The 24064-nt window shown below is 68.4% G+C and carries 22 protein-coding genes; 17 read left to right on the forward strand and 5 right to left on the reverse strand.

Annotated features, from left to right (window positions below; all coding sequences use genetic code 11):
* The first annotated feature begins 30 nt into the window (after positions 1-30).
* Genes AC07U4_RS15910 through AC07U4_RS15920 form a run of 3 tightly spaced genes read left to right on the forward strand, consistent with a single transcriptional unit; the run spans position 31 to position 1404 of the window.
* Positions 31-255: a CbtB domain-containing protein gene (locus AC07U4_RS15910; RefSeq protein WP_495181245.1), complete on the forward strand. Its 225-nt coding sequence runs from the start codon at positions 31-33 to the stop codon at positions 253-255.
* 19 nt (positions 256-274) lie between these two features.
* The gene (locus AC07U4_RS15915; protein WP_495196071.1) at positions 275-997 is read left to right on the forward strand and encodes a CbtA family protein; all 723 of its coding nucleotides are present in this window, start codon (positions 275-277) and stop codon (positions 995-997) included.
* Positions 994-1404: a DUF1636 domain-containing protein gene (locus AC07U4_RS15920; protein WP_495196072.1), complete on the forward strand. Its 411-nt coding sequence runs from the start codon at positions 994-996 to the stop codon at positions 1402-1404. Before AC07U4_RS15915 ends, AC07U4_RS15920 begins: the two co-directional genes overlap by 4 nt.
* A gap of 205 nt (positions 1405-1609) precedes the next feature.
* Here AC07U4_RS15920 and AC07U4_RS15925 read toward each other — a convergent pair whose 3' ends face one another.
* Entirely contained in the window at positions 1610-1795 is a 186-nt protein-coding gene (locus tag AC07U4_RS15925; RefSeq protein WP_038665338.1) for a hypothetical protein, read from the reverse strand.
* A gap of 344 nt (positions 1796-2139) precedes the next feature.
* Here AC07U4_RS15925 and AC07U4_RS15930 point away from each other — a divergent pair, with 344 nt between their 5' ends.
* The 6 genes from AC07U4_RS15930 to AC07U4_RS15955 all read left to right on the forward strand — a co-directional run bounded on the left by AC07U4_RS15930 (position 2140) and on the right by AC07U4_RS15955 (position 8776).
* A complete protein-coding gene (locus AC07U4_RS15930; protein ID WP_038665336.1) occupies positions 2140-2712 on the forward strand; it encodes a hypothetical protein in 573 nt (190 codons plus the stop codon).
* Between the two features lie 50 nt (positions 2713-2762).
* Positions 2763-3218 carry a hypothetical protein gene (locus AC07U4_RS15935; RefSeq protein WP_495196073.1) on the forward strand — a complete coding sequence of 152 codons (456 nt, stop codon included), beginning with the start codon at positions 2763-2765 and terminating at the stop codon, positions 3216-3218.
* Positions 3219-3230: 12 nt separating this feature from the next.
* On the forward strand, positions 3231-5789 hold the full coding sequence (locus AC07U4_RS15940) for a TcfC E-set like domain-containing protein (RefSeq protein WP_495196074.1): 2559 nt from the start codon (positions 3231-3233) through the stop codon (positions 5787-5789).
* 14 nt (positions 5790-5803) lie between these two features.
* Positions 5804-6502, forward strand: a complete 699-nt coding sequence (locus AC07U4_RS15945; protein WP_495196075.1) for a fimbrial biogenesis chaperone — start codon at positions 5804-5806, stop codon at positions 6500-6502.
* Between the two features lie 63 nt (positions 6503-6565).
* A complete protein-coding gene (locus tag AC07U4_RS15950; protein WP_495196076.1) occupies positions 6566-8335 on the forward strand; it encodes a hypothetical protein in 1770 nt (589 codons plus the stop codon).
* Positions 8336-8377: 42 nt separating this feature from the next.
* Entirely contained in the window at positions 8378-8776 is a 399-nt protein-coding gene (locus tag AC07U4_RS15955; protein ID WP_137898466.1) for a hypothetical protein, read from the forward strand.
* Between the two features lie 12 nt (positions 8777-8788).
* Here the strand turns inward: AC07U4_RS15955 and AC07U4_RS15960 are convergent, their stop codons facing one another.
* The 4 genes from AC07U4_RS15960 to AC07U4_RS15975 form a co-directional block, all read right to left on the reverse strand.
* Complete coding sequence (locus AC07U4_RS15960; RefSeq protein WP_495196077.1) at positions 8789-9517, reverse strand: hypothetical protein; 729 nt, start codon at positions 9515-9517, stop codon at positions 8789-8791.
* 93 nt (positions 9518-9610) lie between these two features.
* Complete coding sequence (locus AC07U4_RS15965) at positions 9611-9979, reverse strand: hypothetical protein (protein WP_495196078.1); 369 nt, start codon at positions 9977-9979, stop codon at positions 9611-9613.
* Between the two features lie 86 nt (positions 9980-10065).
* Positions 10066-11259 carry an MFS transporter gene (locus tag AC07U4_RS15970; RefSeq protein WP_495196079.1) on the reverse strand — a complete coding sequence of 398 codons (1194 nt, stop codon included), beginning with the start codon at positions 11257-11259 and terminating at the stop codon, positions 10066-10068.
* Positions 11260-11325: 66 nt separating this feature from the next.
* Positions 11326-13608 carry a beta-glucosidase gene (locus AC07U4_RS15975; protein WP_495196080.1) on the reverse strand — a complete coding sequence of 761 codons (2283 nt, stop codon included), beginning with the start codon at positions 13606-13608 and terminating at the stop codon, positions 11326-11328.
* Positions 13609-13808: 200 nt separating this feature from the next.
* Between AC07U4_RS15975 and AC07U4_RS15980 the strand changes: the two genes are divergently transcribed.
* From AC07U4_RS15980 to AC07U4_RS16015, 8 genes are all read left to right on the forward strand, one after another.
* The gene (locus tag AC07U4_RS15980) at positions 13809-16829 is read left to right on the forward strand and encodes a TonB-dependent receptor (protein ID WP_495196081.1); all 3021 of its coding nucleotides are present in this window, start codon (positions 13809-13811) and stop codon (positions 16827-16829) included.
* 133 nt (positions 16830-16962) lie between these two features.
* Entirely contained in the window at positions 16963-17664 is a 702-nt protein-coding gene (locus tag AC07U4_RS15985) for a SapC family protein (RefSeq protein WP_137898472.1), read from the forward strand.
* A complete protein-coding gene (locus AC07U4_RS15990; RefSeq protein ID WP_495196082.1) occupies positions 17657-18667 on the forward strand; it encodes a cupin-like domain-containing protein in 1011 nt (336 codons plus the stop codon). The genes AC07U4_RS15985 and AC07U4_RS15990 overlap by 8 nt, the downstream gene beginning before the upstream one ends.
* The gene (locus AC07U4_RS15995; protein WP_495196083.1) at positions 18664-20151 is read left to right on the forward strand and encodes a tryptophan halogenase family protein; all 1488 of its coding nucleotides are present in this window, start codon (positions 18664-18666) and stop codon (positions 20149-20151) included. The genes AC07U4_RS15990 and AC07U4_RS15995 overlap by 4 nt, the downstream gene beginning before the upstream one ends.
* A complete protein-coding gene (locus AC07U4_RS16000; RefSeq protein WP_495196084.1) occupies positions 20151-21209 on the forward strand; it encodes a LacI family DNA-binding transcriptional regulator in 1059 nt (352 codons plus the stop codon). The genes AC07U4_RS15995 and AC07U4_RS16000 overlap by 1 nt, the downstream gene beginning before the upstream one ends.
* A gap of 1070 nt (positions 21210-22279) precedes the next feature.
* Positions 22280-22855: a hypothetical protein gene (locus AC07U4_RS16005; RefSeq protein ID WP_038660028.1), complete on the forward strand. Its 576-nt coding sequence runs from the start codon at positions 22280-22282 to the stop codon at positions 22853-22855.
* A gap of 181 nt (positions 22856-23036) precedes the next feature.
* Positions 23037-23468: a hypothetical protein gene (locus tag AC07U4_RS16010; protein WP_495196085.1), complete on the forward strand. Its 432-nt coding sequence runs from the start codon at positions 23037-23039 to the stop codon at positions 23466-23468.
* A gap of 49 nt (positions 23469-23517) precedes the next feature.
* Positions 23518-24009: a DUF421 domain-containing protein gene (locus AC07U4_RS16015; protein WP_495196086.1), complete on the forward strand. Its 492-nt coding sequence runs from the start codon at positions 23518-23520 to the stop codon at positions 24007-24009.
* Positions 24010-24064 lie beyond the last annotated feature (55 nt).

Here is a 24064-nt window from a genome sequence, read left to right on the forward strand (position 1 = left end):
GGGCGCGCTTTCCCGGCAGGAGACTGACTGATGTCCGGCACCACCGCCGCCTTCGACGACGCGTTTCTTCCCGTCGGCACCACGCACATCCCGCTCGCCGACATCGCCCCCTGGGCGGTGTTCGCCGCGGTCGTCGCGCTGATCCTGCTGTATTTCGTCAGCACCGAACAGGGCGCCTTCGCGCTGTTCGACGGCATGTACGTCCACGAATATGTCCACGACGGCCGCCACCTGCTCGGCTTCCCCTGTCACTGATCCCGACGGACGCACGGTCATGATGAGGACTTTACTCTGGCGGGGAATGCTCGCCGGACTGATCGGCGCGCTGGTCGCCGCCACCTTCGCGCTGCTGTTCGCCGAGCCGCAGATCGACGCCGCGGTCGCGCTGGAGGCGCATAACGCCGCGCACGCGATGGCGGACGAGGAACTGGTCAGCCGCACGACGCAGAAGACCTGGGGCCTCTACACGGCGATGGGCCTGTACGGCACCGCGCTCGGCGGGCTGCTCGCGATCGTCTTCGCCGGGCTGTACGGCCGGGTCGCGCGGGTCGGGCCGCGCAGCCTAGCGCTGCTGCTCGCGCTCGCCGCCTTCGTCGCGATCGTGCTGGTGCCGGCGATCAAATATCCGCCGACCCCGCCCGCGGTCGGGCTGCACGAGACGGTGCGGCTGCGCACCGCCGCCTATTTCGCGATGCTCGCGCTGTCGGTGGCGGCGGCGACCCTGGCGCTGTGGAGCTATCGCCGCCTCGCCGGCCGCATCGCCGGGCTCGACCGGCTGCTGATCGCGATCGGCATCTATGCCGGAACGGTGGCGCTGGTGCAGCGGCTGCTGCCGATGATCGACGAGGTGCCGGCGCGCTTCCCGGCGACGCTGCTCTGGCAGTTCCGCCTCGCCGCGATCGGCACGCAGGCGCTGTTCTGGCTGGTCGCCGCCGATCTGTTCGGCCGCGCCGCGGAGCGGACGGTGCGGGACGGACACCGCCGGGTCGCGCGATGAAGCTCACCCCCGTCGCCGCCGGGCCCGCCGTGGTCGCATGCAGTACCTGCCGCCTGACCGCGGACGCACGCGAGGATGGCGACGGCCGTCGCGGCGGCGCGCTGCTCGTCGCGGCGCTCCATGCGGCACGCGCTGCCGATCCCGCTTATGCCGGCGTCGCGGTACAGGAGATGCCGTGCCTTTTCGCCTGCGCCGATTTCTGCACCGTCCACCTGCGCGCGCCCGGCAAGGTCGGCTACGTCCTCGGCCGTTTCACTCCGGACGCGGCAGCGGCGCGCGCGATCCTCGATTATGCCGCGCTCTACTCCGCCAGCGACACCGGGCAGGTCGCGTTCAAGCAATGGCCCGCGGGCGTGAAGGGCCATTTCATCACCCGCACGCCACCCGAGGGCTTCTTGGTCGAATGACCGGAAGCGGTCGACGCGCGGCCGGAGCGACGTTCGTCGCGGTCGCGACCCCGCCACATCGAGCCTCGTCACCCCGGACTTGATCGGGGGTCCCGCTGCATCTTGAACGTGTCGATCGGGAAGAAGCGGGACCCCGGGTCAAGCCCGGGGTGACGGACTAAGGTCTTGGGGTCACGGCGGCGACCAACGTTGACCCCACCCCGCGTCAGCGCGCGGCGAGCGCGACGCCGTCGCTGCGCGACAAGGCTTCCGCGGTGGCGATCTCGACCGGGGTCAGGCCAGCGAGCCGGTCCTGCGCTTCGATGGTGCGCGCGTCGCTCGGCGCTTGTAGGTCGGCCGATACGCTCGACGGACGGGCGGCCCCGAACAGGCCCAGCTTGATACGATTCATAATGTCCTCAGATCGATGACACGGGGCGTTCGCCCACTCGCTGCCCCAACAATTCCGCAGCGCCGATGAGGTTCCCGGCATGATCGGACCGCCCGAACCGCGCGACCCGACCACAACCGCACCACGATATCATATACGATAGATAAAACCGCCGTTCCCATAGAACAGTTGTGGTTCTAATCGCCCATAACCCACATCAAAGTGGTTAAAATGTTACACGCAATGTTAACGGCGCCATGAGATCAGCGGATCAACGCCGAACTATTCGGACAGTTCGAGCAATCGAGCGGTCCAGCGGCACATTCACCGGCACTTTGATCGTCGGTCAACTTGGGTGGCGCAACATGAAGCTCAACATCATTGCTTTCGGAAAGTTCCTGCCGGGTCGCGCGGCGGCGTTGCTCGGTCTCACCGCGCTCGCCGCGACGCCGGCTGCGGCCGCGACCAACGGCGCGCTCGGTGCGACGTCGACGGGCAGCGTCCAGATCACCGTCTCGGTGCCGAGCCGCGTGCAGATCACCGGCCTCAGCGACATCAGCTTCGCCAATGCCGAGCCCAACGCCCAAGCGCTGAGCGCGCAGAACAATTGCGTGTGGAGCAACACCGCGACCAAGGGCTATACGATCACCGCGACGGGCAGCGGCACCGGCGGCGCGTTCACCCTCGCCTCGGGCGCGCTGACGCCGGTGACCTATGCCGTGCAGTGGAACCAGAGCTCGGGCCAGACGTCCGGCACCGCGCTGGTCGCATCGACCGCGTCGAGCGGCTTCGTCTCGACCGCCGCGGTGCCGACCTGCGCGACGACGCCCAGCTCGACGTCGAGCCTGATCGTCACCATCGCGCAGTCGCAGTTGCAGGCGATGCCGTCGCTGACCAGCTACACAGGCACGCTGACGCTGCTCGTCAACCCGCTCTGACGGACGGCGGGAGCGTGGCCATCGGATGTCCGCGCGCCCGGTCCGGCGGCATGATGCTGGCCGTCGCGCTCGCCGGCGCCGCGCCCGCTGCCGCGCAGCAGGTCCAGATCACCCGGCTCGCCGACTTCGCCTTCGGCACGGTCGGGGTCGATGCGGACATCAGCAGCAGCAAGGACGTGTGCATCTCCTCGTCCGGTGTGCTCGGCCGCTACAATGTGGTCGCGAGCGGCAGCGGCACCAACCGCGCCTTCACGCTCGCCGGCGCCGGTGCGCCTTTGGCCTATGAGGTGCAATGGAGCGGCACGCCGGGCCGGGCGACCGGTACCGCGCTGGTCGCCGGGGTGGCCACCACCGGACTGACGACGACCGGCCTCGGCCTCAATCTCGGCTGCGTGCTCGGCAACGACAGCGCCAGCCTGATCGTCCTGCTGCGGTCGAGCGAGCTGAGCAAGGCGACGGCGGGTCCCTATACGGGCACGCTGACGCTGCTGATCGCGGCCGAATAGCGGCGCGACGCCATGTCCGGCGCTTCCGTTCCCCGGTGCCGTCCCAGAAGGGGCTGGCGACTGGCGCTGGCCGCCGCGGCGGCGCTCTGCTGGTCCGCGGGCGCGCGTGCGGATCGACCGGCGGGTGCGCCGCAGCTCCACGTCGGCGCGCCGGCCGGCTTCGACCAGTTGCTCAAGCCGCAGGAGGCGATGGTCGACGTCTTCGTCGGCGGCCGCGTGATCGGCCAGACGCGGCTGCGCTACGGTTCGGGCCGGGTCACCCTTCTCGAGGTCGACGCGCTGCTCGCCCTCGTCCCCGATCTGGTCGACGTCGCCACCGCGCGCGCCGCGCTCGCCGCGCCGGATCTCGATGCGCATCCCGGGCTGGTCTGCCCGGCCGATGCCGATCCGGCGAGCTGCCGGACGCTGACGCCCGCCGATGCCGGCGTGATCCTCGACGCGGCACGCTTCCGTATCGATCTCTTCTTCAATCCGAGGCTGCTGGCGGTGCATCCGGCGAGCGAGCGCCGCTATCTGCCGCCGCCCGAGGCGCGCCTGTCGCTGGTCGACCAGATCGGCGGCACCGTCGCGGGCAGCGGCAGCTATGTCGATTACACGGTGCTCAACCGCGCCATCCTCGGCTACGGCCATGCCCGCTTGCGCAGCGAGATGTCCTATTCGTCGCGCTACGGCCTGCTCGCCGATACGCTGGCGGCCGAGCTCGACACGCCCGGCTATCGCTATGCGGCGGGCGTGCAATGGACGCCGGGGATCGATCTCACCGGCCGGCGGCGTATCCTCGGCGTCGGCGTGCAGAGCCAGATCGATACCCGGCTCGACCGTACGCTGATCGCCGGCAGTCCGCTCGTCGTCTCGCTGGCGGCGCGGGCGCGCGTCGACGTGCTGCGCGACGGCCGGCTGCTGACCTCGCGAACCTATGACGCGGGCAATCAGGCGCTCGACACCTCCAGCCTGCCGGACGGCGCCTACGAACTGGTGCTGCACGTCACCGAGGCCGGCGTCGCGGTGCGCGACGAGCGCCGCTTCTTCACCAAGAACGCCGCGATCGCGGCGATCGGCGACCCGATCGTCTTCGCTTATGCCGGGCTGCTCGCCAACGACCGCGTCGGCACCTTCATCGCGACGTCGCGCACGCCCTTCTACGAAGCGGGCGTCGCGCGCCGGCTGACGCCGCAGCTCGCGCTCGACGCGACCGTGCTCGGCACCGATCGCAACGCACTGATCGAACTGGGCGGCTATTGGCTCGGCCATGCCGCGCAATGGCGTGCCGCCGGACTCGCCTCGCTCCACGGCCAGTTCGGCATGCTGGCCCAGGCCACCTCGTCGGGCACCGCGCGGCTCAATTATGCGGTCGATCTGCGGCGGGTGTGGAGCCCGGGGGGACGGCCGCTGATCCCGCTCGGCGACAGCGTCGCGACCGCGATGATCCTCCGCGCCGACCCGGCGGCGCGCGTCTCGACCGGCGGCTTCACCCAGGTCAACGGCACGATCAACTATGCGCTACCCCGCGGCCAGTTCGCCCTGTCGGGTTTCTACCGCCGGGATCAGCGTGCGCGCGCCTCCTACGGCCTCGGGCCGAGCCTCACCATCCCCTTGATCCAGCGCGGCGGCTTGCAGGTGACGGTGCGTGGCGACGCGACGATCACGAACCAGGGGCGCGCGGCGTTCCTCGGCATCAGCCTCCAGCGGCTGCGCGGCACCGCCGCGTGGAGCGCCAGCGCCGGCCTGCGCGCCAGCGATGTCGGCGGCACGCAGCGCGGCGTCGCGGCGGTCGGCGGCATCGCCGGGGCGTGGCAGCGCGATCGCGTGCTCGGCGGCGAGCTGGCGCTGTCGGGCGGCGTGGAGCGCGAGGTCGGCGGCACGCTGGCGCGCGGCCATGCCGATCTGCGCACCCGCGCCGCCGCGCTCTATGCCGATGTCGCGCAGCCGCTCGCGGGCAGCAACGGCGCCACCCAATATAGTTTCGGCTTCCAGACGACCGCCGCGGCGACGCATCGCGCGCTCGTCCTGCAAGGCCGCGAGCGCAACGACGCGATCATCGTCGTCTCGGTGCAGGAGGATGGCGAGCCCCGCCGCAAGGGCGCCGCCGGCGCCCCGTTCGAGGTGCTGGTCGACAATGGCACGCGCGGCACCGTCCGGCTCGGCGAGACGCTGGCGGTGTCGGTGCCGGCCTATCGCCAATATGCCGTGCGCCTGCGCTCGACCGGCGAGGAACTGATGCATCTGGATGGCGGCACGCGAAAGGTGAGCGTCTATCCCGGCACCGTCGCGCGGCTCGAATGGAAGACGCGCCACGTCGTCGCGATGTTCGGGCGGCTGCTGTGGCACGACGGCACGCCGGTCGCCAATGCGGCGATCCACGCTGCCGGCGCGATCGGCGACACCGATGCCGCGGGCTATTTCCAGATCGAGACGATCCGCAATGCCGTGCTGAAGATCCAGGCGCCCGACGGCCGGTCCTGCCAATTGCCGGTCCACGCCGCGGCGACGCCCGACGGCTATGCCGCGCTCGGAACGCTCGCCTGCGTCGGCGCGTCGTTCGTCAACCAGATCGCCGACCTGCGGCCGTGAAGAAGGAGAGGATCATGACCATGACCCGGATGCGCCGGAGCCTCGCGACCGCCGCCGTCGCCGTCGTCGGCCTGGCCGCCCAGCCCGCCGCCGCCAATCTCGTGCTCAGCCAGGTCGTCGTCGACCTCACGCCCGCCGGGCCGCCGCGCGCCGATGTCGAGGCGTGGAACACCGGGGCCGAGCGCATGTACGTCGTCGCCGAACCCGCGAGCATCGTCGATCCCGGCACCCCGGCGGAGCGGCGTGTCGCCAGCGCCGATCCGGCCGAAAGCGGCCTGCTGGTGACGCCGCAGAAGATGATCCTCGAACCGGGCGAGCGCAAGCTGATCCGCATCGCCGCGGTGGCGCCGCGCGCGGCGCGCGATCGCGTCTATCGAGTCACCGTCAAGCCGGTGGCGGGCGATGTCTCGGCCGCGGGGTCGGCGCTCAAGGTGCTGGTCGGCTACGACATGCTGGTCATCGTCCGCCCCGCGGTGATGGCCGGCGAAGTCGCCGGCCGTCGCGACGGCACGACGCTCGCCCTGACCAACACCGGCAGCACCAGCGTCGAACTGTACGAAGGCCGGCAATGCACCGCCGCCGGCGGCGACTGCCGCCCGCTCCCCGCCAAGCGGCTCTATGCCGGCGCGACCTGGTCGCAGACGATCGATCCCGCCCGCCCCGTCGCCTACAAGGTCAAGACCGGGTTGATGGTGAAGGCCGTCACTTATTGATCGCCGGGCGTGCCGGCGCACGCCCGTCTGGACAGCACCCACCGCCACAATTAGGCGGAGGCGATGGACCGTGCCGACGTCGCCGACGCCAATGCCGTGACGGATGCGCGCGACCGGTCGTCCGGCCGCGATCGGCTGGCGCATCGGGCGATGGTCGCCGGCGCGTTCGTCGTCGCGATGCTGCTGTTCTTCCGCGTCCCGATCCTCAGCGGCTTCGATCTCGGCTTCGGCGATCGCGGCGATGCGGTGATCGAGATCAGCATCCTCGAACACTGGCGCAACGTGCTGGACGGCGCCGCCGCCTGGGACACCACCGGCTATTTCCATCCGTATCGCGGCACGCTCGGCTATAACGACGGCTATCTGCTGTATGGGCTCAGTTACTCCTTCTGGCGGCTGTTCGCCGATCCCTTCCATGCCGACACGCTCAACGTCCTGACCTTCAAGACGATCGGCTTCGTCGCGGCCTATCTGCTGGTCGCACGGACGCTCGGCTGGGGGCGCGTTGCGGCGACGCTGGTCGCGCTGCTGTGGACGGTGGCGAGCGGCATCTCGCTGCAGGCCGTGCACGTGCAGTTGCAAAGCGTCGCCCTGCTGCCGGTGGCGATGATGCTCGCGATCGCCGCCGTGCGCGCCGAACAGGACGGGCGCCGCGGTCGCGCGCGGACGCTCGCCGTCGCGCTGGCGGCGCTGATCGCGGCATGGCTGCTCACCGCCTATTACATGGCCTGGTTCACAATTTTTTCCGCCGCCCTGTTCGTCGCCTGCTGGTGCGTGCTGAGCGACCGTTGGCGTCCCGCCGCCGCCCTCGCTTTGGCCCGCCGCCATGCCGCGACGTTGCTCTGCGGCACGGGCGCGTTCGCGATCCTCGTCCTGCCGTTCCTCGCCATCTACCTTCCCAAGGCAGGCGAAACCGGCGGTCACCCCTATGAGGAGATGCTGGGCTATCTCGTCACGCCGCTGATCGACATGATCAACGTCGGGCCGGACAATTACCTGTGGGGCTGGCTGTTCCGGCCGTTGTTCGCGCTGATCCACGCCGAAATGCCCGCCGACCCGATGCTGCCCCGGCGCGTGCTCGGCGGCGAGCATGAAACCGGCATCCCGCCGATCCTGTTCGTGCTGGTCGTCACCGCCGCATGGCAGATCATCGTCCGCCGCCGGATCGACGGCCTGCCGGTATCGCGCGAATTGCGCGCCTTCGCGCTCGCGACGATCATCGGCTGGCTGCTCACGCTGCAATTCTGGTCGGTGTCGCCCTGGGGCCTGGTGTACGCGCTGGTACCCGGCGGCAAGGGGCTGCGCGTGGTGTCGCGCTACCAGCTCTGGCTGGTGCTGCCCTTCCTGCTGCTCGTCGTCGCCGTCTGGCGACAGCGGGCGACGCGGCTGGCCCGGTCGCGGCCGTGGCTCGCCGCGACCTTCGCCGTGCTGCTCGTCGCCGAGAATCTGAGCGCCGAAACGCCGGCCCAGCTGCACCACGACGAACAGCAGGCCGCCGTGTCGGCCATCCCGCCGCCGCCCGCCGCCTGTGCCAGCTTCTACGCCGTGGTCACACGGCGCGACGAGCCGCTGTACCTCAGCGCCTTCAAGCAGGGCCTCTATCCGCACAACGCCGATGCGATGCTGCTCGCCGAACTGTGGCGGGTGCCGACGATCAACGGCATCTCCACGTTCAACCCGCCCGACTGGGATTTCGCCAGCCCCTTGGCGACGGACTATGACGCGCGCGTCGCCGCTTATGCGCGGCGCCATCGTCTGCACGGCCTCTGCCGGCTCGACATGCGGCGGGCGCGGCCATGGTCGCGGCTTGTGCCGGCCGCCGCCGGTTCGTAGAGCCCGCCACGTCGCCGGTCCGGCGATCCGTACGGAGAGCGTATGACCCGAATCCCATTGATCGGCGGCGCCATCGCCGCCGCCCTCGCCAGCGCCGCGCCGGCGTCGGCGCAGATCGTGCTGGAAGCCAATGGTGCGCGCGCGGATGGCCGCTGGGGCGGCGAATTGGGCGCCGGCTACGGCTTCGGGGCGGCGGGCTTCCGCCTGACGCCGATGGTCGGCGCGCTCGTCGATCGCGGCGACGACGATGCGGTCAAACCTTATGGCCGGATCGAGGCGACCTATGCGATTCCCCTCGTCGCGACGGTCGGCGCCGGCATTCGCGCCGGCGACGACCTGCGCCCTTATGGTACGGTGGCGCTACCGCTGCTGCCGGCGATCAGCCTGAAGGGCAACGCGGGGCCGCATTATTTTGCATTGGGTCTGCGCCTCGGGCTGTGACGCCGCGCCGGCTCAGTCGCTGATCGTCCAGCCCTGCCGCGCGTCGCGGCCGCGGATCGGCTGCGCCTGGGCGATACGGCGATCGAGCTGCTGCATCGTGTCGAAGCGGGACGAACCGGTGGCGGCGTCGCCGGGCATGTCGACCAGTTGCACCGGCATCGGCGTCCGATACGCCCCCGCGCGCGCGGGCAGGGCGCTCGCATAGACGAGGACGGGCGCCGGCCGCACCGGCCGGACCGCGGCTTTGGGGATGCTGGCGGCATCGGTGGTGTAGGCGACGAACTCGCGACCCGCCTCGAACACCGCGTGCCGTCCGGTGACGAACGCGCCCGCGACGACGCCGCCGATGAGGATCGAGCCGACCGTCTCGCCGGCGCGGCCCTCGCCCGCGGCGTGGAAGCGGCCGGTGACCGCGACCTGCCGCCCGGCGATCTCCACCGAGCGCAGCGCGATATCGACCTTGCCCGACTTGCCGAACGCGCCCTTGCCGGTGCGCGCGGTGACCAGGCCGGTGCCCGCCGCGCCGTGCGGGATCAGCACTGCACCGTCGACGATCACGTCGCGCGCGACCGACACCGGCACGAGCTGCCCGACGCGGGCGCGCTGCGAGCTGACCTCCTCGTCGAGGCGGAAGGCGATCTGGGTATGCGCCGGCACCATCACCACGTCGGCGGGCGCATTTTGCGCCGCCGCGATCGTCGGCAAGGCGCAGCCGAGCGCCAAGATGTGCAAGCACCGCATGAAGATCCCCCTCGACGGCATGTCCGTCGCGCGAAGGATAGGCGCAGGGAACTGATTATCCGGTAAAATGACCTAGTTAACGGGCGTTTCCCGCTACAGCCCGCCCTGGAAGGCGAAGGTGAAGCGCGACGGCGTCGTCTTCGCCGACTGGCCCGCCCTGCGCGCCGGCGTCACCGCGGTGAGCGTCAGCTTGCCGTCGGCGACATCGACCGGCACGCCCAGGATCAGGTCGACGCTCCTCGACCACGCGCCGCCCGACACGGTGGCGCGCACCACCACCCGGCCCGCCCAGACGCAGCGGGTGCCGATCGGGCAGCGGCTGTCCTCAACAACATGATCGGGCCGTACCCGCGGCCCGCCGACCAGCGCGGTATGGCCGAGCGCGACCGGCCCCTCGACCGCCGCGGTCGGCGAGCAACCGGCGAGCGTCGCCACCACGACGAGGGAGGAGAAGCGGGACATGCGATCGCAGCGTATCGGCGACATATCACGCCGTCCAGCGCATCGCCAACCGGGCTTCGGCACGCGCGGATGACGTGCGACGACGGTCACTGCCACGCCCGCACGCGCAGCATCCCGAGCCCGCCGCAGCCGGCGAGGAAGGCGAGCAGCAGCAGGACGGCGGTGAAATCGTGCGGCGCCGCGAGCATCCAGGTCAGCGGCGGGCCGAGCAGCGACGGCAGCGTATTGGCGAGGTTGAAGAGGCCGAGGTCGCGTCCGCGATGCGCCGGATTGGGCAGCAGCTGCATCGCGAAGGCGGCGTGGAGCGCGACGAACACCGACGAACCGGTAACGTAGACGCCGAAGGCGATCGCGCCGCCGGTCCAGTCCCGCGCCGCTGCCATGCCGAGCAGCCCCGCGACCGCGACGGCGGCGGCGATCAGCAGGAACGGCTTGCGCCGCGCCGTCAGGTCCGAGAGGCGGCCGAGCAGCACGGCGATCGGCAACGGGATCACGAAGACGAGGACCAGCAGGCCGCCGATCCGCGCCGGCAGATCGACGCGCGCCGCACCATCGACGATGCTCTCGAAATAATAGAGCAGATAGGCCTGCGTCACGACTGCGGCGACCTGCACCAGCAAGCGCGACAGGCCGGCGATCACCAGGTCGCGCCGCGACGACGGCACCGGCGTCCGCACCACGACCGCCGCCGAGGGCGCGCCGCGCACGAGCAGCAGCGGCAGCACGCAGGCGGCGACGACCGCCGGCACCAGCGCAAGCCGCGCCGCCTCCGGCAGGATCGCGCTGCCGACCAGCATCGCCGAGAAGGCCGACGCCACCGGGCTGCCGAGCGACAGCAGCCCGCCGGCGATGCCCTTCTGCGCGTCGGGCACCTCCTCCGCCATGATCGCCATCATCGGGGCGAGCAGCGCGTTGACGGCGAACTGGAAGACGACGATCGCGGCGACGAGCGCGACCGGCGTCTGGGCGAACGCCACCGCGGCATAGCTCGCCGCGGTGGCGACGATGCCGCCGACCATCCACCGCCGCCGGCCGCCGCCGCGGCGTAGCGAGCGATCGCTCAGCCAGCCGAACAGCACGTTGGCGCCGCTCGCCGACAATGCGCCCGCGGTGATGCAGGCGGTGAACACCCCGATCCGCGCCGCACCGCTCAGCGCTTCCACCTTGAGCGGCAGCAGCAGCGTCAGCAGCGGCAGATAGGCGATCACCCCGCCGACGTTCGCCAGCGCGAAGACGATCAGGAACAGGCGGCTGGGCAAGGTGGCGGTGGCGTGAGGCATCGTGGCGCGGCGATCCTGCCCGCGATGCCTCCCGGCGACAACCTTATGCTTTGCCTCGTTGTTTCCCTACGGCTTCATCGTCGTCGCCTGCAGCGTCGCGCTCGACACGATCGTGCGGTCGCCCGCGTCGCGGGCCAGCGCCACGCGATAGCGCCCCGCCGCGATCCGCCAGCCCGGCAAGTTCGTGTCATAGTCGGCGACGATGCGCGGCTCGGCGGTCAGCGTCACGCGGCGCGTCTCGCCCGGCTTCAGCGTCACGCGGGTGAACGCCGCGAGCCGCATCGGCGTGCCCCCGTCCTCGCGCGCCCCTCCGCCCTCGCGCGCCACGTACATCTGCGGCACGTCGGCACCGGCCCGCTGGCCGGTATTGACGACGTCGAACGTCACGCTCAGCCGCGCGCCGCCGGTGACCACCGGATTGCGATAGGCGAAGCTGGTGTAGCTCAGCCCGTGGCCGAAGCGGAACAGCGGCGTCAGCCCCTTCTTCTCATACCAGCGATAGCCGACGTCGGCGCCCTCGACATAGTCCGCCGGAAAGCTTTCCAGCGTCTTCTGCGATGCCACCGCCGGATTGGCCGCGGCCTCCGCCTCCAGCCCGGTCAGGCGGTCGAGCCCGACGGGCCGCGGGCGCGGCGGCTGCGAGGCGTCGGCGGGGAAGGTGATCGGCAACCGCCCCGACGGATTGACCGCGCCGGTCAGGATCGCCGCCAGCGCCTCGCCGCCGCGCTGGCCGGGATACCAGGCCTGTACCACCGCGGGCACCGCCTTGATCCACGGCATCAGCACGGGGCCGCCGGTCTCCATCACCGCGACGGTATGCGGCTGTGCGGCGGCGATCGCGGCGATCAGCGCGTCCTGCTGGTTGGGCAGGCGCAGGTCGGGCACGTCCTCCGCCTCGGTCGTCCATTGCGTGGCGAAGACGATCGCCAGATCGGCGCCCTTCGCCGCGTCGATCGTCGCGTTGAAGTTGCGGCCGTCCACCCACGTCACCTGCGCCCCCGGCAGCGCCTTGCGCAAGGCGGCGAGCGGCGAGGAGGCGTGATAGGTGATCCGCGCGAACGACGCCGATCCGCCGGTGGCGAGCGGGATCTCGACCGGCGCGCCGCCGACCGAGCGCACCTGCGACGAGCCGCCGCCCGACAGCACGCCGACGTCGGCATTGCCGCCGATCACCACGATCCGCTTCGCACTGCGCGCGATCGGCAGCACGTCGCCCTCGTTCTTGAGCAGCACGATGCCCGCCTCGGCGGCGCGCTGCGCGACCTCGGCGTGCGCGGCATAGGGCGGGGTCTGCGCGGTGGCGGGGACCGGCGTGTCATAGGCGCCGGTCGCGATCAGCCCGGTCAGATAGCGTGCGACCATGTCGTCGAGCCGCTTGCCCGACACCTGCCCCGCCGCCTCCGCCGCCTTGAGCGGCGCCCCGAAATAGATCGCCTTGTCCAGCTCCTGCCCGGATTGCTGGTCGAGCCCGCCGTTCGCCGCCTTCACCGTCGAATGCACCGCCCCCCAGTCGCTCATCACCCAGCCGTGATAGCCCCAGTCGCGCTTCAGCACGTCGTTGAGCAGATGGCCGTTCTCGCACGCCCAGTCGCCGCCGACCTTGTTGTAGGCGCACATCACCGATCCCGGCTGGCCCTTCTCGATCGCGATCTCGAAGGCGAGCAGGTCGCTCATCCGGAACGCCGCCTCGCCGATCCGCGCATCGACGACGGTGCGCCCGGTCTCCTGCGCGTTGAGCGCGAAATGCTTGACGGTGGAGACGATGCGGTTGCTCTGCACCCCCGCAATATGCTCGCCGGCCAGCGTCCCCGCGAGCAACGGGTCCTCGCCGAGATATTCGAAATTGCGTCCGTTCCACGGGTCGCGCGTCAGGTTGACGCCACCGGCGAGCAGCACGTTGAACCGCTTCGCGCGCGCTTCGGCACCGATCATCGTGCCGCCGGCCCGGGCGATGGCGGGATCGAAGCTAGCCGCGGTGGCGAGACCGGACGGCAGCGCGGTGGCGACGTCGCCCTTACGCTGCTCGACCTGGTTGGCGACGCCGAGCGACGCGTCGCTTTCGCGCACCAGCGGCACGCCCAGCCGCGCGATGCCGTCGATATGGCCGGCCGACGGGATCAGCTCATTGGCCGACTTGCCCGCCGCCATCGGCGGGAACAGCCCGTGGAGCAGCGCGATCTTCTCGTCGATTGTCATCCGCGCGACGATCGCATCGGCACGCGCCCGCGCCGCCGTCGCCTGCGCCGGTGCCGCCCCGTCCACGCGACCGCCCGCGGCGGGTGCACCGGCCGTCAGCACGACCGTCGCCAATACCATCGCCGAGGCACACGTCTTCCAAAACCGCTTCATGCAATCCTCCCGTCGCCGACGCATTCGCCGCGCCGGCCTGTCGCCCTTTGCAGGCATGACGCTCTTCAAAGCATATTAAGAGAACGTTCACAACGGCGACGGTCGTTCGACAGGATGCGCTTGACAGACAACGGCTTATCCGTGAAGTGAACGTTCTCAAGAGCGCGGGATCGCCGCGCCTGTCATCGGGGAGGATTACCATGCGCCGCGTCAGGGCTCGCCTGCTTTCGCAATTCGCCATCGGGGTTTCGACCGCCGCTCTCGTCGCCCTGCCGGGTGCCGCCGCCGCGCAGGACGCCGCCGCCACGCTCGGCAACACCGGCCCCGCGCAGATCGAACCGCAGGCCGCGACGCCGTCGGATGCACCGGATACCACCGGCGACATCGTCGTGACCGGCATCCGCGCCTCGCTGCGCGCCTCCGCGGACATCAAGCGCGACGGCCAGGGCATCGTCGACGCGATCTCGGCGGAGGATATCGGCAAGTTCCCCGATACCAACCTCGCCGAATCGCTCCAGCGCATCACCGGCGTGTCGATCGACCGGTCGAACGGCGAGGGCTCGTTCGTCACCGTCCGCGGCCTCGGCCCCGAATACAATCTCGTCGTCCTCAACGGCCGTCAGCTGCCGACCGCGGTGATCGGCGACGGCAACAGCGCGCCGGGCTCGCGCGCGTTCGACTTCGCCAACCTCGCCTCCGAAGGCATCGCCGCGCTCGAGGTCTACAAGTCGGGCCGCGCCAGCGTGCCGTCGGGCGGCATCGGTGCGACGATCAACATCCGCACGCCGCGTCCGTTCGACAAGGTCGGCACGCGCGGCTCGGTCGCGGCGCGCGGCGTCATCGACACCTCGCAGAACGGCAAGAACGACATCACGCCCGAAGTGTCGGGCATCTTCTCGACCACCTTCGCCGACGACCGGATCGGCATCCTGGCGAACGGCGTCTACCAGAAGCGCCGCGCGTCGGTGAACCAGGCCAACGTCGGCTGGCGCGACGGCTATCTCGGCTCGGAGAACAATTGGGGCTCGCTCGCGCAGCCCGGCGATCCGCGTGCGGCGAACATCACCAACCGCCCGAGCGCCACCAGCGTCTACGAAGTGCCGCAGAACGCCTCCTACGACGTCAACGACATCAGCCGCGAGCGCATCAACGGCCAGTTGGTGCTGCAGGCGAAGCCGACCGACACGTTGGTCGCGACGATCGACTACACCTATTCGCGCAACGAGGTGAAGACGCGCAACGCCAACGTCGGCATCTGGTTCAACCACAACGACACCTCGTCGGCATGGACCGACGGCCCGGTCGCCGGCCCGCGCTTCTACACCGAGCGCTTCACCGCGGCGGAAGCCAAGGACCTGTCCTATTCCAGCGCGCTGACCGCATACCGGACCGAGAACAAGTCGCTCGGCGCCAACCTCACCTGGGAAGCGCCCGGCGGCGTCACCGTCGGCCTCGACGCGCATCATTCGACCGCCGAATCGAAGCCGACCAACAAATACGGCAACAGCAATTCGCTGGGCACCGCGATCTTCGGCGTCGCCAACCAGACGATCAACTTCGACAACGATCTGCCGGTGATCTCCTACCAGATGCAGCCCGGCATCAACCCGCTGAACGCGTCGCTGATCGTGCCGACCGGCAACGCCTTCCGCAATTCCTACTTCCGCGACCGGATCAACCAGGCGCAGTTGAAGGGGCATTACGACCACGAGGGCAGCTTCCTCGACTCGATCGATTTCGGCTTCACCTTCACCGACAACAAGGTGCGCTCGGCCTATGGCGTGTTGCAGAACGACACCTGGGGCGGCACCGGCGGCGACAGCGCGGCGCAGCGCGCGGCGGCGGCGGCGCTGCTGCCCGACGACATCTTCAAGCTGATCGACATCCCCAGCAAGTTCAAGGGGATCGGCGGCGTCGGCAGCTCGGACATCGCCAAGCAATTCTACGGCTACAATTTCGAACAGGTCGTTGGCCTGCTCGATTCGACCTATGGCATCTGCGGCGGCGACGGCAATTGCCTCACCCCCTACACCACCGATCGCCGCATCCGTGAAAAGACCGTCGCGCCCTATCTGCAGATCAACAACAAGTTCGATCTGTTCTCGAACCCGGCGCATCTGATCGCCGGCCTGCGCTACGAGAACACGACGGTGAAATCGTCGGCGCTGGTGCCGATCCCGACCGGGACGCGGCAGAATTCGCAGAACGAATTCAACATCGTCTATTCGGGCGACAGCGCCTTCACCACCTTCTCGGGCGGCTATGACGAATGGTTGCCGTCGGTCGACTTCGACGTCCAGCCGATCCGCAACGTCAAGCTGCGAGCATCGTACAGCCATACGATCACGCGTGCCGATTACGGCTCGCTGCAGGGCGGCCTGACGCTCGACCAATTGTTCCGCGTCGGCGGCGGCACCGGTGCGCAGGGCAATCCCAACCTCGTGCCTTACAAGTCGAAGAACATCGATCTGTCGGCGGAATGGTATTATACGCCCGAAAGCTACATGTCGGTCGGCTATTTCCGCAAGCAGGTGTCGAACTATATCGGCGTCACCCAGCTCAACGGCCCGGCGTTCAACCTGACCAACCCGGCCAACGGCCCGCGCTATCAGGCCGCGATCGCCGCGCTGGGCGCCAATGCGACCTTCGCCGACATCCGCAACTATATCGGCGCCAACTATCCGGGCAGCGTGGTCAACGGCACGATCCTCGGCACCGCCGCGGATGCACCGGTCAATTTCGTCATCTCGACGCCGTTCAACAGCGACGAGACCGCGACGATCAACGGCTTCGAATTCGCGATCCAGCACAGCTTCTGGCAGACCGGCTTCGGCACGCAGCTCAACTATACGATCGTCAACGGCAATCGCGACTACAACAACCTGCTGCCGGCGAGCACGTCGCAATTCGCGATCAACGGCCTGTCCGACAGTGCCAATGCGACGCTCTATTACGACAAGAACGGCTTCCAGGCGCGCGCGTCGTACAACTGGCGGGCGGAATTCCTGTCGGGCGGCGGCATCAATCCCTATTATACGGAGGGCTACGGCCAGCTCGACGGCACGATCAGCTGGCAGTTCGTGCCCGGCCTGACCGTCTTCGCCGAGGCGATCAACCTGACCGGCGCCGATCGCCGCGGGCATCGCCGCTCGGACCGCAACGTCACCTTCGTGGTCAAGCAGGACGCGCGTTACTCGGGCGGCGTCCGGTTCAACTTCTGATCGACCGGTGCTGAAGGAAAGAGCCATCTCTGTGAAGAGGTGGCTCTTTTCGTCTTGTCGGCGCCGCGTCGACGGATAGGACGAAGCGTGCGCGCCCGCCGCCACGGCGCGCCCCCACGGGATTGGATCGATTATGCCCGACCATGCCATCCTTACCGCCGCCACGCATGCCGGCACCCGCATCCGCCGCGAACGCAGCGCCGCGCTGGGCGATGCGCAGATGAGCTGCCTGATCGTCCCCGACGAATTCCGTCGCGTGCAGAACGACTATCTCATCCTCTTCCGCCGCAACCTCGCCGACGGCAGCACGCTCGCGCTCGCCATGTTCGGGTTCGAGAATGACGAGAACCTCTACCTCGCCGATGGCCGCTGGGATGCGCGCTACGTGCCCTTGGCGATGGCGATCCAGCCGCTGCTGATCGGCGCGAGCGCGCAGGGGCCGCAGGTCCATATCGACATGGCCAGCCCGCGGATCGGCGACGGCGACCTGCTGTTCGACGCCGATGGCCAGCCCTCCCCCCGCCTCGCCGCGATGATCGAGCAGCTGGGGGCGCTCGACGCCGGTTATCGCGAGAGCGCCGGCTTCTTCGCCGCGCTCGATCGCCACGAGCTGCTCGAGCCGCTGACCCTCGAAGTGCCGCTCGACGACGGATCGATCAATCGGCTGGTCGGCTTCCACGTCATCGACGAGGATCGGCTGCGCGGCCTGTCGGGGTCGGCGCTCGACGATCTGCATCGCGACGGGCATCTGCTGCCGATCTTCATGGCGTTGGCGTCGCAGGGCAATCTGCCGGCGCTGATCGCCCGCAAGAATGCGACGCTGGCGCATGGCTGACATCTTCGCGGCGCTGCCCCGCGTCCCCGAGGTGGCGGTGGTCGATGCCGCCGACCTCGACGCGAGGCTGCGCGCCGCCGACCGGCCGTTCGTCGTCCGCAATCTGGTCGGCGACTGGCCGTTGGTCCAGGCCGGTCGCCGCTCCGCGCAGGACGCGCGCCGCTATATCCTCGCGCACCGCCGCGACGTGCCGTTCACCGTGTCGGTGGGCGCACCGGGCAGCGACGGCCGCCTGTTCTACGACGATGCGATGGGGATGAACTTCGCGACCTTCCAGTCGAAGCTCGACGAGATCTTCGCGCATATCGACGCCAACGACGACGCCCGCACCATCTATCTCGCGTCGATCGACATGCTCAACTTCTTCCACGGCCTGCACGAGGCGAACCACGTCGACCTCGGCACCCGCGACCCGCTCGTCAGCATCTGGATGGGAACGCGGACGCGCATCGCGGCGCACAACGACGTACCCGACAATCTCGCCTGCGTCGCGGTCGGCCGGCGCCGCTTCACGCTCTTCCCGCGCGAGCAGTTCCGCAATCTGTATCTCGGTCCGATCGACAATACGCCCGCGGGCCGCGCGGTCAGCATGGTCGATTTCCACGCGCCTGATTTCGCCGCGCATCCGCGGTTCCGCGACGCGCTCGACCATGCGATGGTCGCCGACCTCGACGCCGGCGACGCGCTCTACGTGCCGGCGATGTGGTGGCATCACGTCGAGGGGCTGGCGTCGTTCAACGTGCTGGTCAATTACTGGTGGCGGTCGAGCCCGCGCTGGCTCGGTCAGCCGCAGGATGCGCTCAACCATGCGATCCTCGCCATCCGCGACCTTCCCGAAGACCAGAAGAGGCATTGGCGCGACATGTTCGACCATTATGTTTTCGAGGATGACGCGGCCGTCTCGGCGCATATCCCGGAAGGCGCGCGCAGCATCCTCGCGCCGTTGACCCCCGACACCGCCGGACGGCTGCGCGCCTTCCTGCTGCGGGCGCTGGGGCGATGAAGGCGCGCCGCATCGTCATCGCCGGCGGCGGCACCGCGGGCTGGATGGCCGCCGCCGCGATCGCCCGCGTCATGGGCCGCGCCGCCGAGGTCACTCTGGTCGAATCCGACGCGATCGGCACCGTCGGCGTCGGCGAATCGACGATCCCGCCGCTCATCACCTTCAACCGCCTGCTCGGCATCAACGAAGCCGAGTTCATGCGCGCGACGCAGGCGACGTTCAAACTCGGCATCGCCTTCGACGGATGGAAGCGGGCCGGCGACAGCTATTTCCATTCCTTCGGCCTGACCGGCACCGACCATTGGGCTGCGGGCTTCCAGCATTATTGGCTCGACGGCCAGACCCGCGGCCACGGCCAGCCCTATGACGATTACTGCCTCGAACTGATCGCCGCGCGCGAGGGCAAGTTCGCGCATCTGCCCGACGACCGCATGAACTACGCCTATCAGCTCGATTCGGCGCTGTACGGCCGCTTCCTGCGCCGGATGGCCGAAGCCGACGGCGCCCACCGCATCGAGGGCAAGATCGCGCAGGTCGAGCTCGACGGGGCCAGCGGCGACATCGCGGCGTTGCGGCTCGAGTCGGGCACGCGGATCGAGGGCGACCTGTTCCTCGACTGCACCGGCTTTCGCGCGCTGCTGATCGAACAGGCTTTGCACACCGGCTTCGACGACTGGACGCATTACCTGCCCTGCGACGCCGCGATCGCGGTGCAGACCGAAAGCGTCGCCCCGGCGGTGCCGTTCACCCGCGCGATGGCGCATGACGCCGGCTGGCAATGGCGCATCCCGCTCCAGCATCGCGTCGGCAACGGCATCGTCTATTGCAGCCGCTATCTCGATCACGACGCCGCGCTCGACCGCCTGCTCGGCAATGTCGAGGGGCGCGTGCTGACCCAGCCCAACCGCATCCGCTTCGTCACCGGCGCGCGACGCAAGCAATGGCATCGCAATTGTATCGCGCTGGGCCTGTCAGGCGGGTTCATGGAGCCGCTGGAATCGACCAGCATCCACCTGATCCAGCGGGCGATCCTGCGGCTGATCCGGATGATGCCGGCAGGCGACGTCAGCCCCCGCGACGTCGCCGAATTCAACGACCAGCAGCATACCGACATGCTGCAGATCCGCGACTTCCTGATCCTCCACTATAAGGTGACCGAGCGTCGGGACAGCCCGTTCTGGCGGCAGTGCGCGACGATGGAGATTCCGGACAGTCTCGCGCAGAAGATCGAGCTGTTCCGCGAGACCGGCCGCGTCTTCCGCAAGAACGAGGAATTGTTCGCCGAGAACAGCTGGGTGCAGGTGATGCTGGGCCAGGGCATCGTGCCGCGCAGCCACCACCCGATCGCCGCCAAGCTCGGCGACGACGATATGGCGCGCTTGCTATCGACATTGCGCCAGAACGTCGCGACCACGGTCCGCGGTCTGCCGCCCCATGCCGCCTACGTCGCGCAATATTGCGGCGTGGCGCCCGACGCCGCCTGATGGTCCGCCGTCGCCAGGCCGTCACGATCCGCCACGTCGCGGCCGACGCGGGCGTCTCGTTGCAGACCGTCAGCCGCGTCATCAACAAGGAGCCGAACGTCCGGCCCGAGATGACGCAGCGCGTGCAGGCGTCGATCGCCAAGCTCGGCTACGTCCCCTCGATCGCCGCGCAGCGCATGGCGGGATCGCGCTCGCACCTGATCCTGGCGCTCAACGACCGCGAACGGACGATCGCCGACTGGCGCAGCCGCGAGGGCGCGGATTGGGTCGATCAGATGCTATTGGGCGGCATGCTGACCTGCGCCAAACACGGCTATCGCATGATCGTCGAACTGGTCGACACCCACAGCGACCATATCGAGCGCGAATTGCTCGCGGCGATCGCCGCGCTGCAACCCGATGGCGTCATCCTGACGCCGCCGCATTCGGAAAACCTGCTGATCACCCGCCTGCTCGAGGATCATGGCATCAGCTTCGCCCGCATCGGCTCGCTCAGGCCGGGCGGCGGCTTCGCCTTGACCATGGATGACGAGGGCGCGGCGCGCCTCGCCACCGAACATCTGATCGCGCTCGGCCACGCGCGGATCGGCTTCATCGCCGGCCCGGCCGAATACGAACTCAGCGGCTGGCGGGCCACCGGTTGGCGCAACGCGATGGCCGCCGCGGATCTGCCGATCGGCGACCTGCTCGCCGAGGGCGATTTCAGCTTCGCCTCGGGCCGCCGCGCCGCCGCTGCCTTGCTCGACGCGCCGCTGCCTCCCACCGCGATCATCGCGAGCAACGATCAGATGTCGCTCGCGACGCTGGAGCTGCTGCGCGAGCGTCGCCTCGACGTGCCCTCCGACGTGTCGATCGTCAGCTTCGACGACACGCCGATCGTCCGCTTCACGCATCCGGCGCTGACCGCGGTCGTCCAGCCGATCGCCGACGTGACGGCGCGCGCGGTGGAACTGATCATCGCCGAACAGGCCGGCCGCACGCTGCCGGACGGCCCGACCATCGTCCCGGTCGGGCTGGCCGTCCGCGGCTCGACGGCACCACCGAAGGCGGCCGGCTGACGACGTCACAACGCTCTTGGCGTGCGGCGGCGACGCAGTATCCTGAAGCAGCAAATGTCAGAAGCCTAAGATGCAATAATTTTCCGCACTACAGACTATATATTTATCACCTTGTCGTCATGACATTCGGGTTTAACAATTTTCTTGAGAAACCCGGCTGCATCGCGGAATACTATCGGCATACACGAATACGACGTCAGCGACGACGATGCCACCACGTTTGCCAACATTTTGCTCCTCCTGCACCCAGCGAGGGATTTAGCATGGCGTAACATCGTCCATACTGATTGACCCTCCGTTTCGCGTTTTGGACGCGGGTAGTGAAGAGGCAGCTTGCCGGTTTCCATGTATGGATCGTCCGCGAACACGTCAGGCGCGTGCCACTGATCTTAGACCTTATTAGGATAGGCGCAGATGGCATTAAACCCTAACAGGTGGCGCCTATTGCTACATCCTCGTGGATGGCCGGCACGTTGCGCTACCGCCCCCTTGGGGCAAGGCGTATTACTCGACTGGCACACATATTGCGATCCTCGAACGGAGCCGTCGTGGACCAACGGCGGACGTTTATGGGAGCGGAATATGATACTGATCAACATGAGCAAGATTTTTGCGGCGACAATACTAATCGCACCGCCATTCCCCGGAGTCGCCGCTACGCCACGTCGGATCACAACAATAACGGACGACTACAAAGCGCAATATGACCGGCGCCATGACGTCTATTGTATCAAATTCTTCTCTGACTTACCGGCGGCAATGCCTCAACCTGGTCCATCAAGAGAAATTTGCAAATCTCAGGCTGAATGGGCGAATGAGGGAATTCGAGTGAGCCGCGTTGATCGATTGAGGCAAAGGATGGAGGTGCAGTAAGGCAGAGGCGCGGCGATCAGAACGGCGGGGACGCCATCGAAAATCGGCGATAGTATCCTCGAAGTGCCTTTCAAGAGGCTGTTGCCGCATTGCAACACGCTCTCCGTGCCGTTTGCGGCGGTCGGATACGCATCGAAGGACGGCGGTTTCATCACCTGACAGGCTGTGTTTCGCCTGCCGCTTACAAGGTGATTGATATGAAGAAGCTGCTTCTCGCAGCGGCCAGTGCCGCGTTCCTGATCCCCGCCGCAGCCTTTGCCCAGGACACGACGTCCGACGGTTCGCGCGCCTTCGGGATCGATCCCTATGTCGGCGTGACCGGCGTGTACGAAGGTTTCGAGAGCAACCCGGGCCACGGCATTCCCTTCTCGGCGCCCGGTGATCGCCTGAAGGGCGGCCTCGTCGAAGGCGTCGCGGGCGTGAACGTGCCGCTCGGTTCCTTCTTCGTCGGTGTCGAAGGCAATGCCGCCAAGGGCTTCAGCGGCGACATCGACTGGGAATATGGCGTCCACGGCCGCGCCGGCGTGCGTGCAGGTGAAACCGGGCTGGTCTATGGCAAGGTCGGCTACCGCTGGGTCAACTTCGATCGCTACGGCAACAACAGCCCCGACTTCGGCCGCATCTCCTACGGCGTCGGCGGCGAGTTCGGGCCCAAGGCGATCGGGCTCGACGGTCTCGTGAAGAAGGAGGGCGTGCGCTTCCGCGCCGAAGTCGCCACGACCGGAAATTTCGAGACGGTGCGCCCCTCGTTGGGGATCATCGGCCACTTCTGATCCGTTTCAGGACCGTTGCCTCACGGAGCCTCGGACCATGTGTCCGGGGCTCTTCGTGTTTTGGCACCCAGCGACGTATCGCCTTTATATCGCGCGATAATTTGAGCCCGCAGGGGCCGATGTCGCCGATGGACTGTTGAGGCCCCGCGCGTGATCTCGTCCGCCGCGCTGGAGCCAGGATATGTCGCTGAAAGATATCGTTGATAACACGGCCGCCGCGGTCGGTTCCGTTGCCGCGGCCGCCGCTGATCCGGTCGACGCGAACGCGGAGCGATCGGCGTTGCTCGCCGAACTGCGTCAGGCGCGAACCGCATTTGACGCGAACCCGTCCGCACCGGCCGGCGGGCGGTGGCTCGCCGCCGACGGCGTCGGGCGCGTGGCGTTCACGCCGATGCGTCCCGACGGCCAGCCTATGGTCATCGGCGGGCAGTCGGTCACGTTCTGGCAGGCCGAAGCGCTTCCGGCGATGCTCGATGCGTTCGAAGCTGCGATCAACGCCGGCGAACTCGACCCGCAGCTGACCGGATCGACCCCGGCGGGACATTCGCTCCCGTTGGAGCGGCTCGCGAACACATCGCCCCAGCGTCCGACGCCGGATACGGCAACATATTGAAATAGAGCCTATGCGCTGCTCGGCGCGTTCACTCCACCGGGAGGTGCGCATGCCCGACTGGTCGTCGATGTTCAAACCCGAGCTGTCGCTATGGGAGGTGATCGCGCGCGGCACGATCATGTACCTCTTCCTGTTCCTGGTGATGCGCTTCCTGCTCAAGCGGGAGGGTGGACAGGTCAACATCGCCGACATCCTGGTCGTCGTGGCGGTCGTCGATGGCGCGCAGCCGGCATTCAGCGGCGACGCGCAGTCGATCACCGAGAGCGCCGTCTTCGTTCTGACGATCCTGTTCTGGAGCTGGGTCCTCAATTGGGCAAGCTACCATTTCAGGCCGCTCGCCTTCCTCACCGCCGCTCCCCCGATGGTGCTGGTCGAGGACGGGAAACTCAATCGTGCCAACATGCGCAAGGCATTGATGAACCGAGAAGAGCTGATGCAGCAGCTGCGGGAAGAGGGCGTCGAGGATCTCGAGCTTGTCCATCACGTCATCATGGAAGGCGATGGCGAGATCAGCGTGATCAAGAAGGACGATGCGGCGTAACGAAATGAAGGCCCATCCGGACCGAGCAATCTTTCCTTACGATATCTGAACGAAC

The organism is Sphingomonas sp. GW821-FHT02B09 (assembly GCF_059421875.1).

Bases quoted from the DNA above. Each gene is read 5' to 3' on its own strand.
- AC07U4_RS16010 (WP_495196085.1), top strand. From the start codon at position 23,037: ATGTCGCTGAAAGATATCGTTGATAACACGGCCGCCGCGGTCGGTTCC.
- AC07U4_RS15910 (WP_495181245.1), top strand. From the start codon at position 31: ATGTCCGGCACCACCGCCGCCTTCGACGACGCGTTTCTTCCCGTCGGC.
- AC07U4_RS15965 (WP_495196078.1), bottom strand. From the start codon at position 9,979: ATGTCCCGCTTCTCCTCCCTCGTCGTGGTGGCGACGCTCGCCGGTTGC.
- AC07U4_RS15950 (WP_495196076.1), top strand. From the start codon at position 6,566: ATGGACCGTGCCGACGTCGCCGACGCCAATGCCGTGACGGATGCGCGC.
- AC07U4_RS15920 (WP_495196072.1), top strand. From the start codon at position 994: ATGAAGCTCACCCCCGTCGCCGCCGGGCCCGCCGTGGTCGCATGCAGT.
- AC07U4_RS15975 (WP_495196080.1), bottom strand. From the start codon at position 13,608: ATGAAGCGGTTTTGGAAGACGTGTGCCTCGGCGATGGTATTGGCGACG.
- AC07U4_RS15980 (WP_495196081.1), top strand. From the start codon at position 13,809: ATGCGCCGCGTCAGGGCTCGCCTGCTTTCGCAATTCGCCATCGGGGTT.
- AC07U4_RS15990 (WP_495196082.1), top strand. From the start codon at position 17,657: ATGGCTGACATCTTCGCGGCGCTGCCCCGCGTCCCCGAGGTGGCGGTG.
- AC07U4_RS15955 (WP_137898466.1), top strand. From the start codon at position 8,378: ATGACCCGAATCCCATTGATCGGCGGCGCCATCGCCGCCGCCCTCGCC.
- AC07U4_RS15925 (WP_038665338.1), bottom strand. From the start codon at position 1,795: ATGAATCGTATCAAGCTGGGCCTGTTCGGGGCCGCCCGTCCGTCGAGC.
- AC07U4_RS15985 (WP_137898472.1), top strand. From the start codon at position 16,963: ATGCCCGACCATGCCATCCTTACCGCCGCCACGCATGCCGGCACCCGC.
- AC07U4_RS15945 (WP_495196075.1), top strand. From the start codon at position 5,804: ATGACCATGACCCGGATGCGCCGGAGCCTCGCGACCGCCGCCGTCGCC.
- AC07U4_RS15935 (WP_495196073.1), top strand. From the start codon at position 2,763: ATGATGCTGGCCGTCGCGCTCGCCGGCGCCGCGCCCGCTGCCGCGCAG.
- AC07U4_RS16005 (WP_038660028.1), top strand. From the start codon at position 22,280: ATGAAGAAGCTGCTTCTCGCAGCGGCCAGTGCCGCGTTCCTGATCCCC.
- AC07U4_RS15970 (WP_495196079.1), bottom strand. From the start codon at position 11,259: ATGCCTCACGCCACCGCCACCTTGCCCAGCCGCCTGTTCCTGATCGTC.
- AC07U4_RS15915 (WP_495196071.1), top strand. From the start codon at position 275: ATGATGAGGACTTTACTCTGGCGGGGAATGCTCGCCGGACTGATCGGC.
- AC07U4_RS15960 (WP_495196077.1), bottom strand. From the start codon at position 9,517: ATGCGGTGCTTGCACATCTTGGCGCTCGGCTGCGCCTTGCCGACGATC.
- AC07U4_RS15995 (WP_495196083.1), top strand. From the start codon at position 18,664: ATGAAGGCGCGCCGCATCGTCATCGCCGGCGGCGGCACCGCGGGCTGG.
- AC07U4_RS15930 (WP_038665336.1), top strand. From the start codon at position 2,140: ATGAAGCTCAACATCATTGCTTTCGGAAAGTTCCTGCCGGGTCGCGCG.
- AC07U4_RS16000 (WP_495196084.1), top strand. From the start codon at position 20,151: ATGGTCCGCCGTCGCCAGGCCGTCACGATCCGCCACGTCGCGGCCGAC.
- AC07U4_RS15940 (WP_495196074.1), top strand. From the start codon at position 3,231: ATGTCCGGCGCTTCCGTTCCCCGGTGCCGTCCCAGAAGGGGCTGGCGA.
- AC07U4_RS16015 (WP_495196086.1), top strand. From the start codon at position 23,518: ATGCCCGACTGGTCGTCGATGTTCAAACCCGAGCTGTCGCTATGGGAG.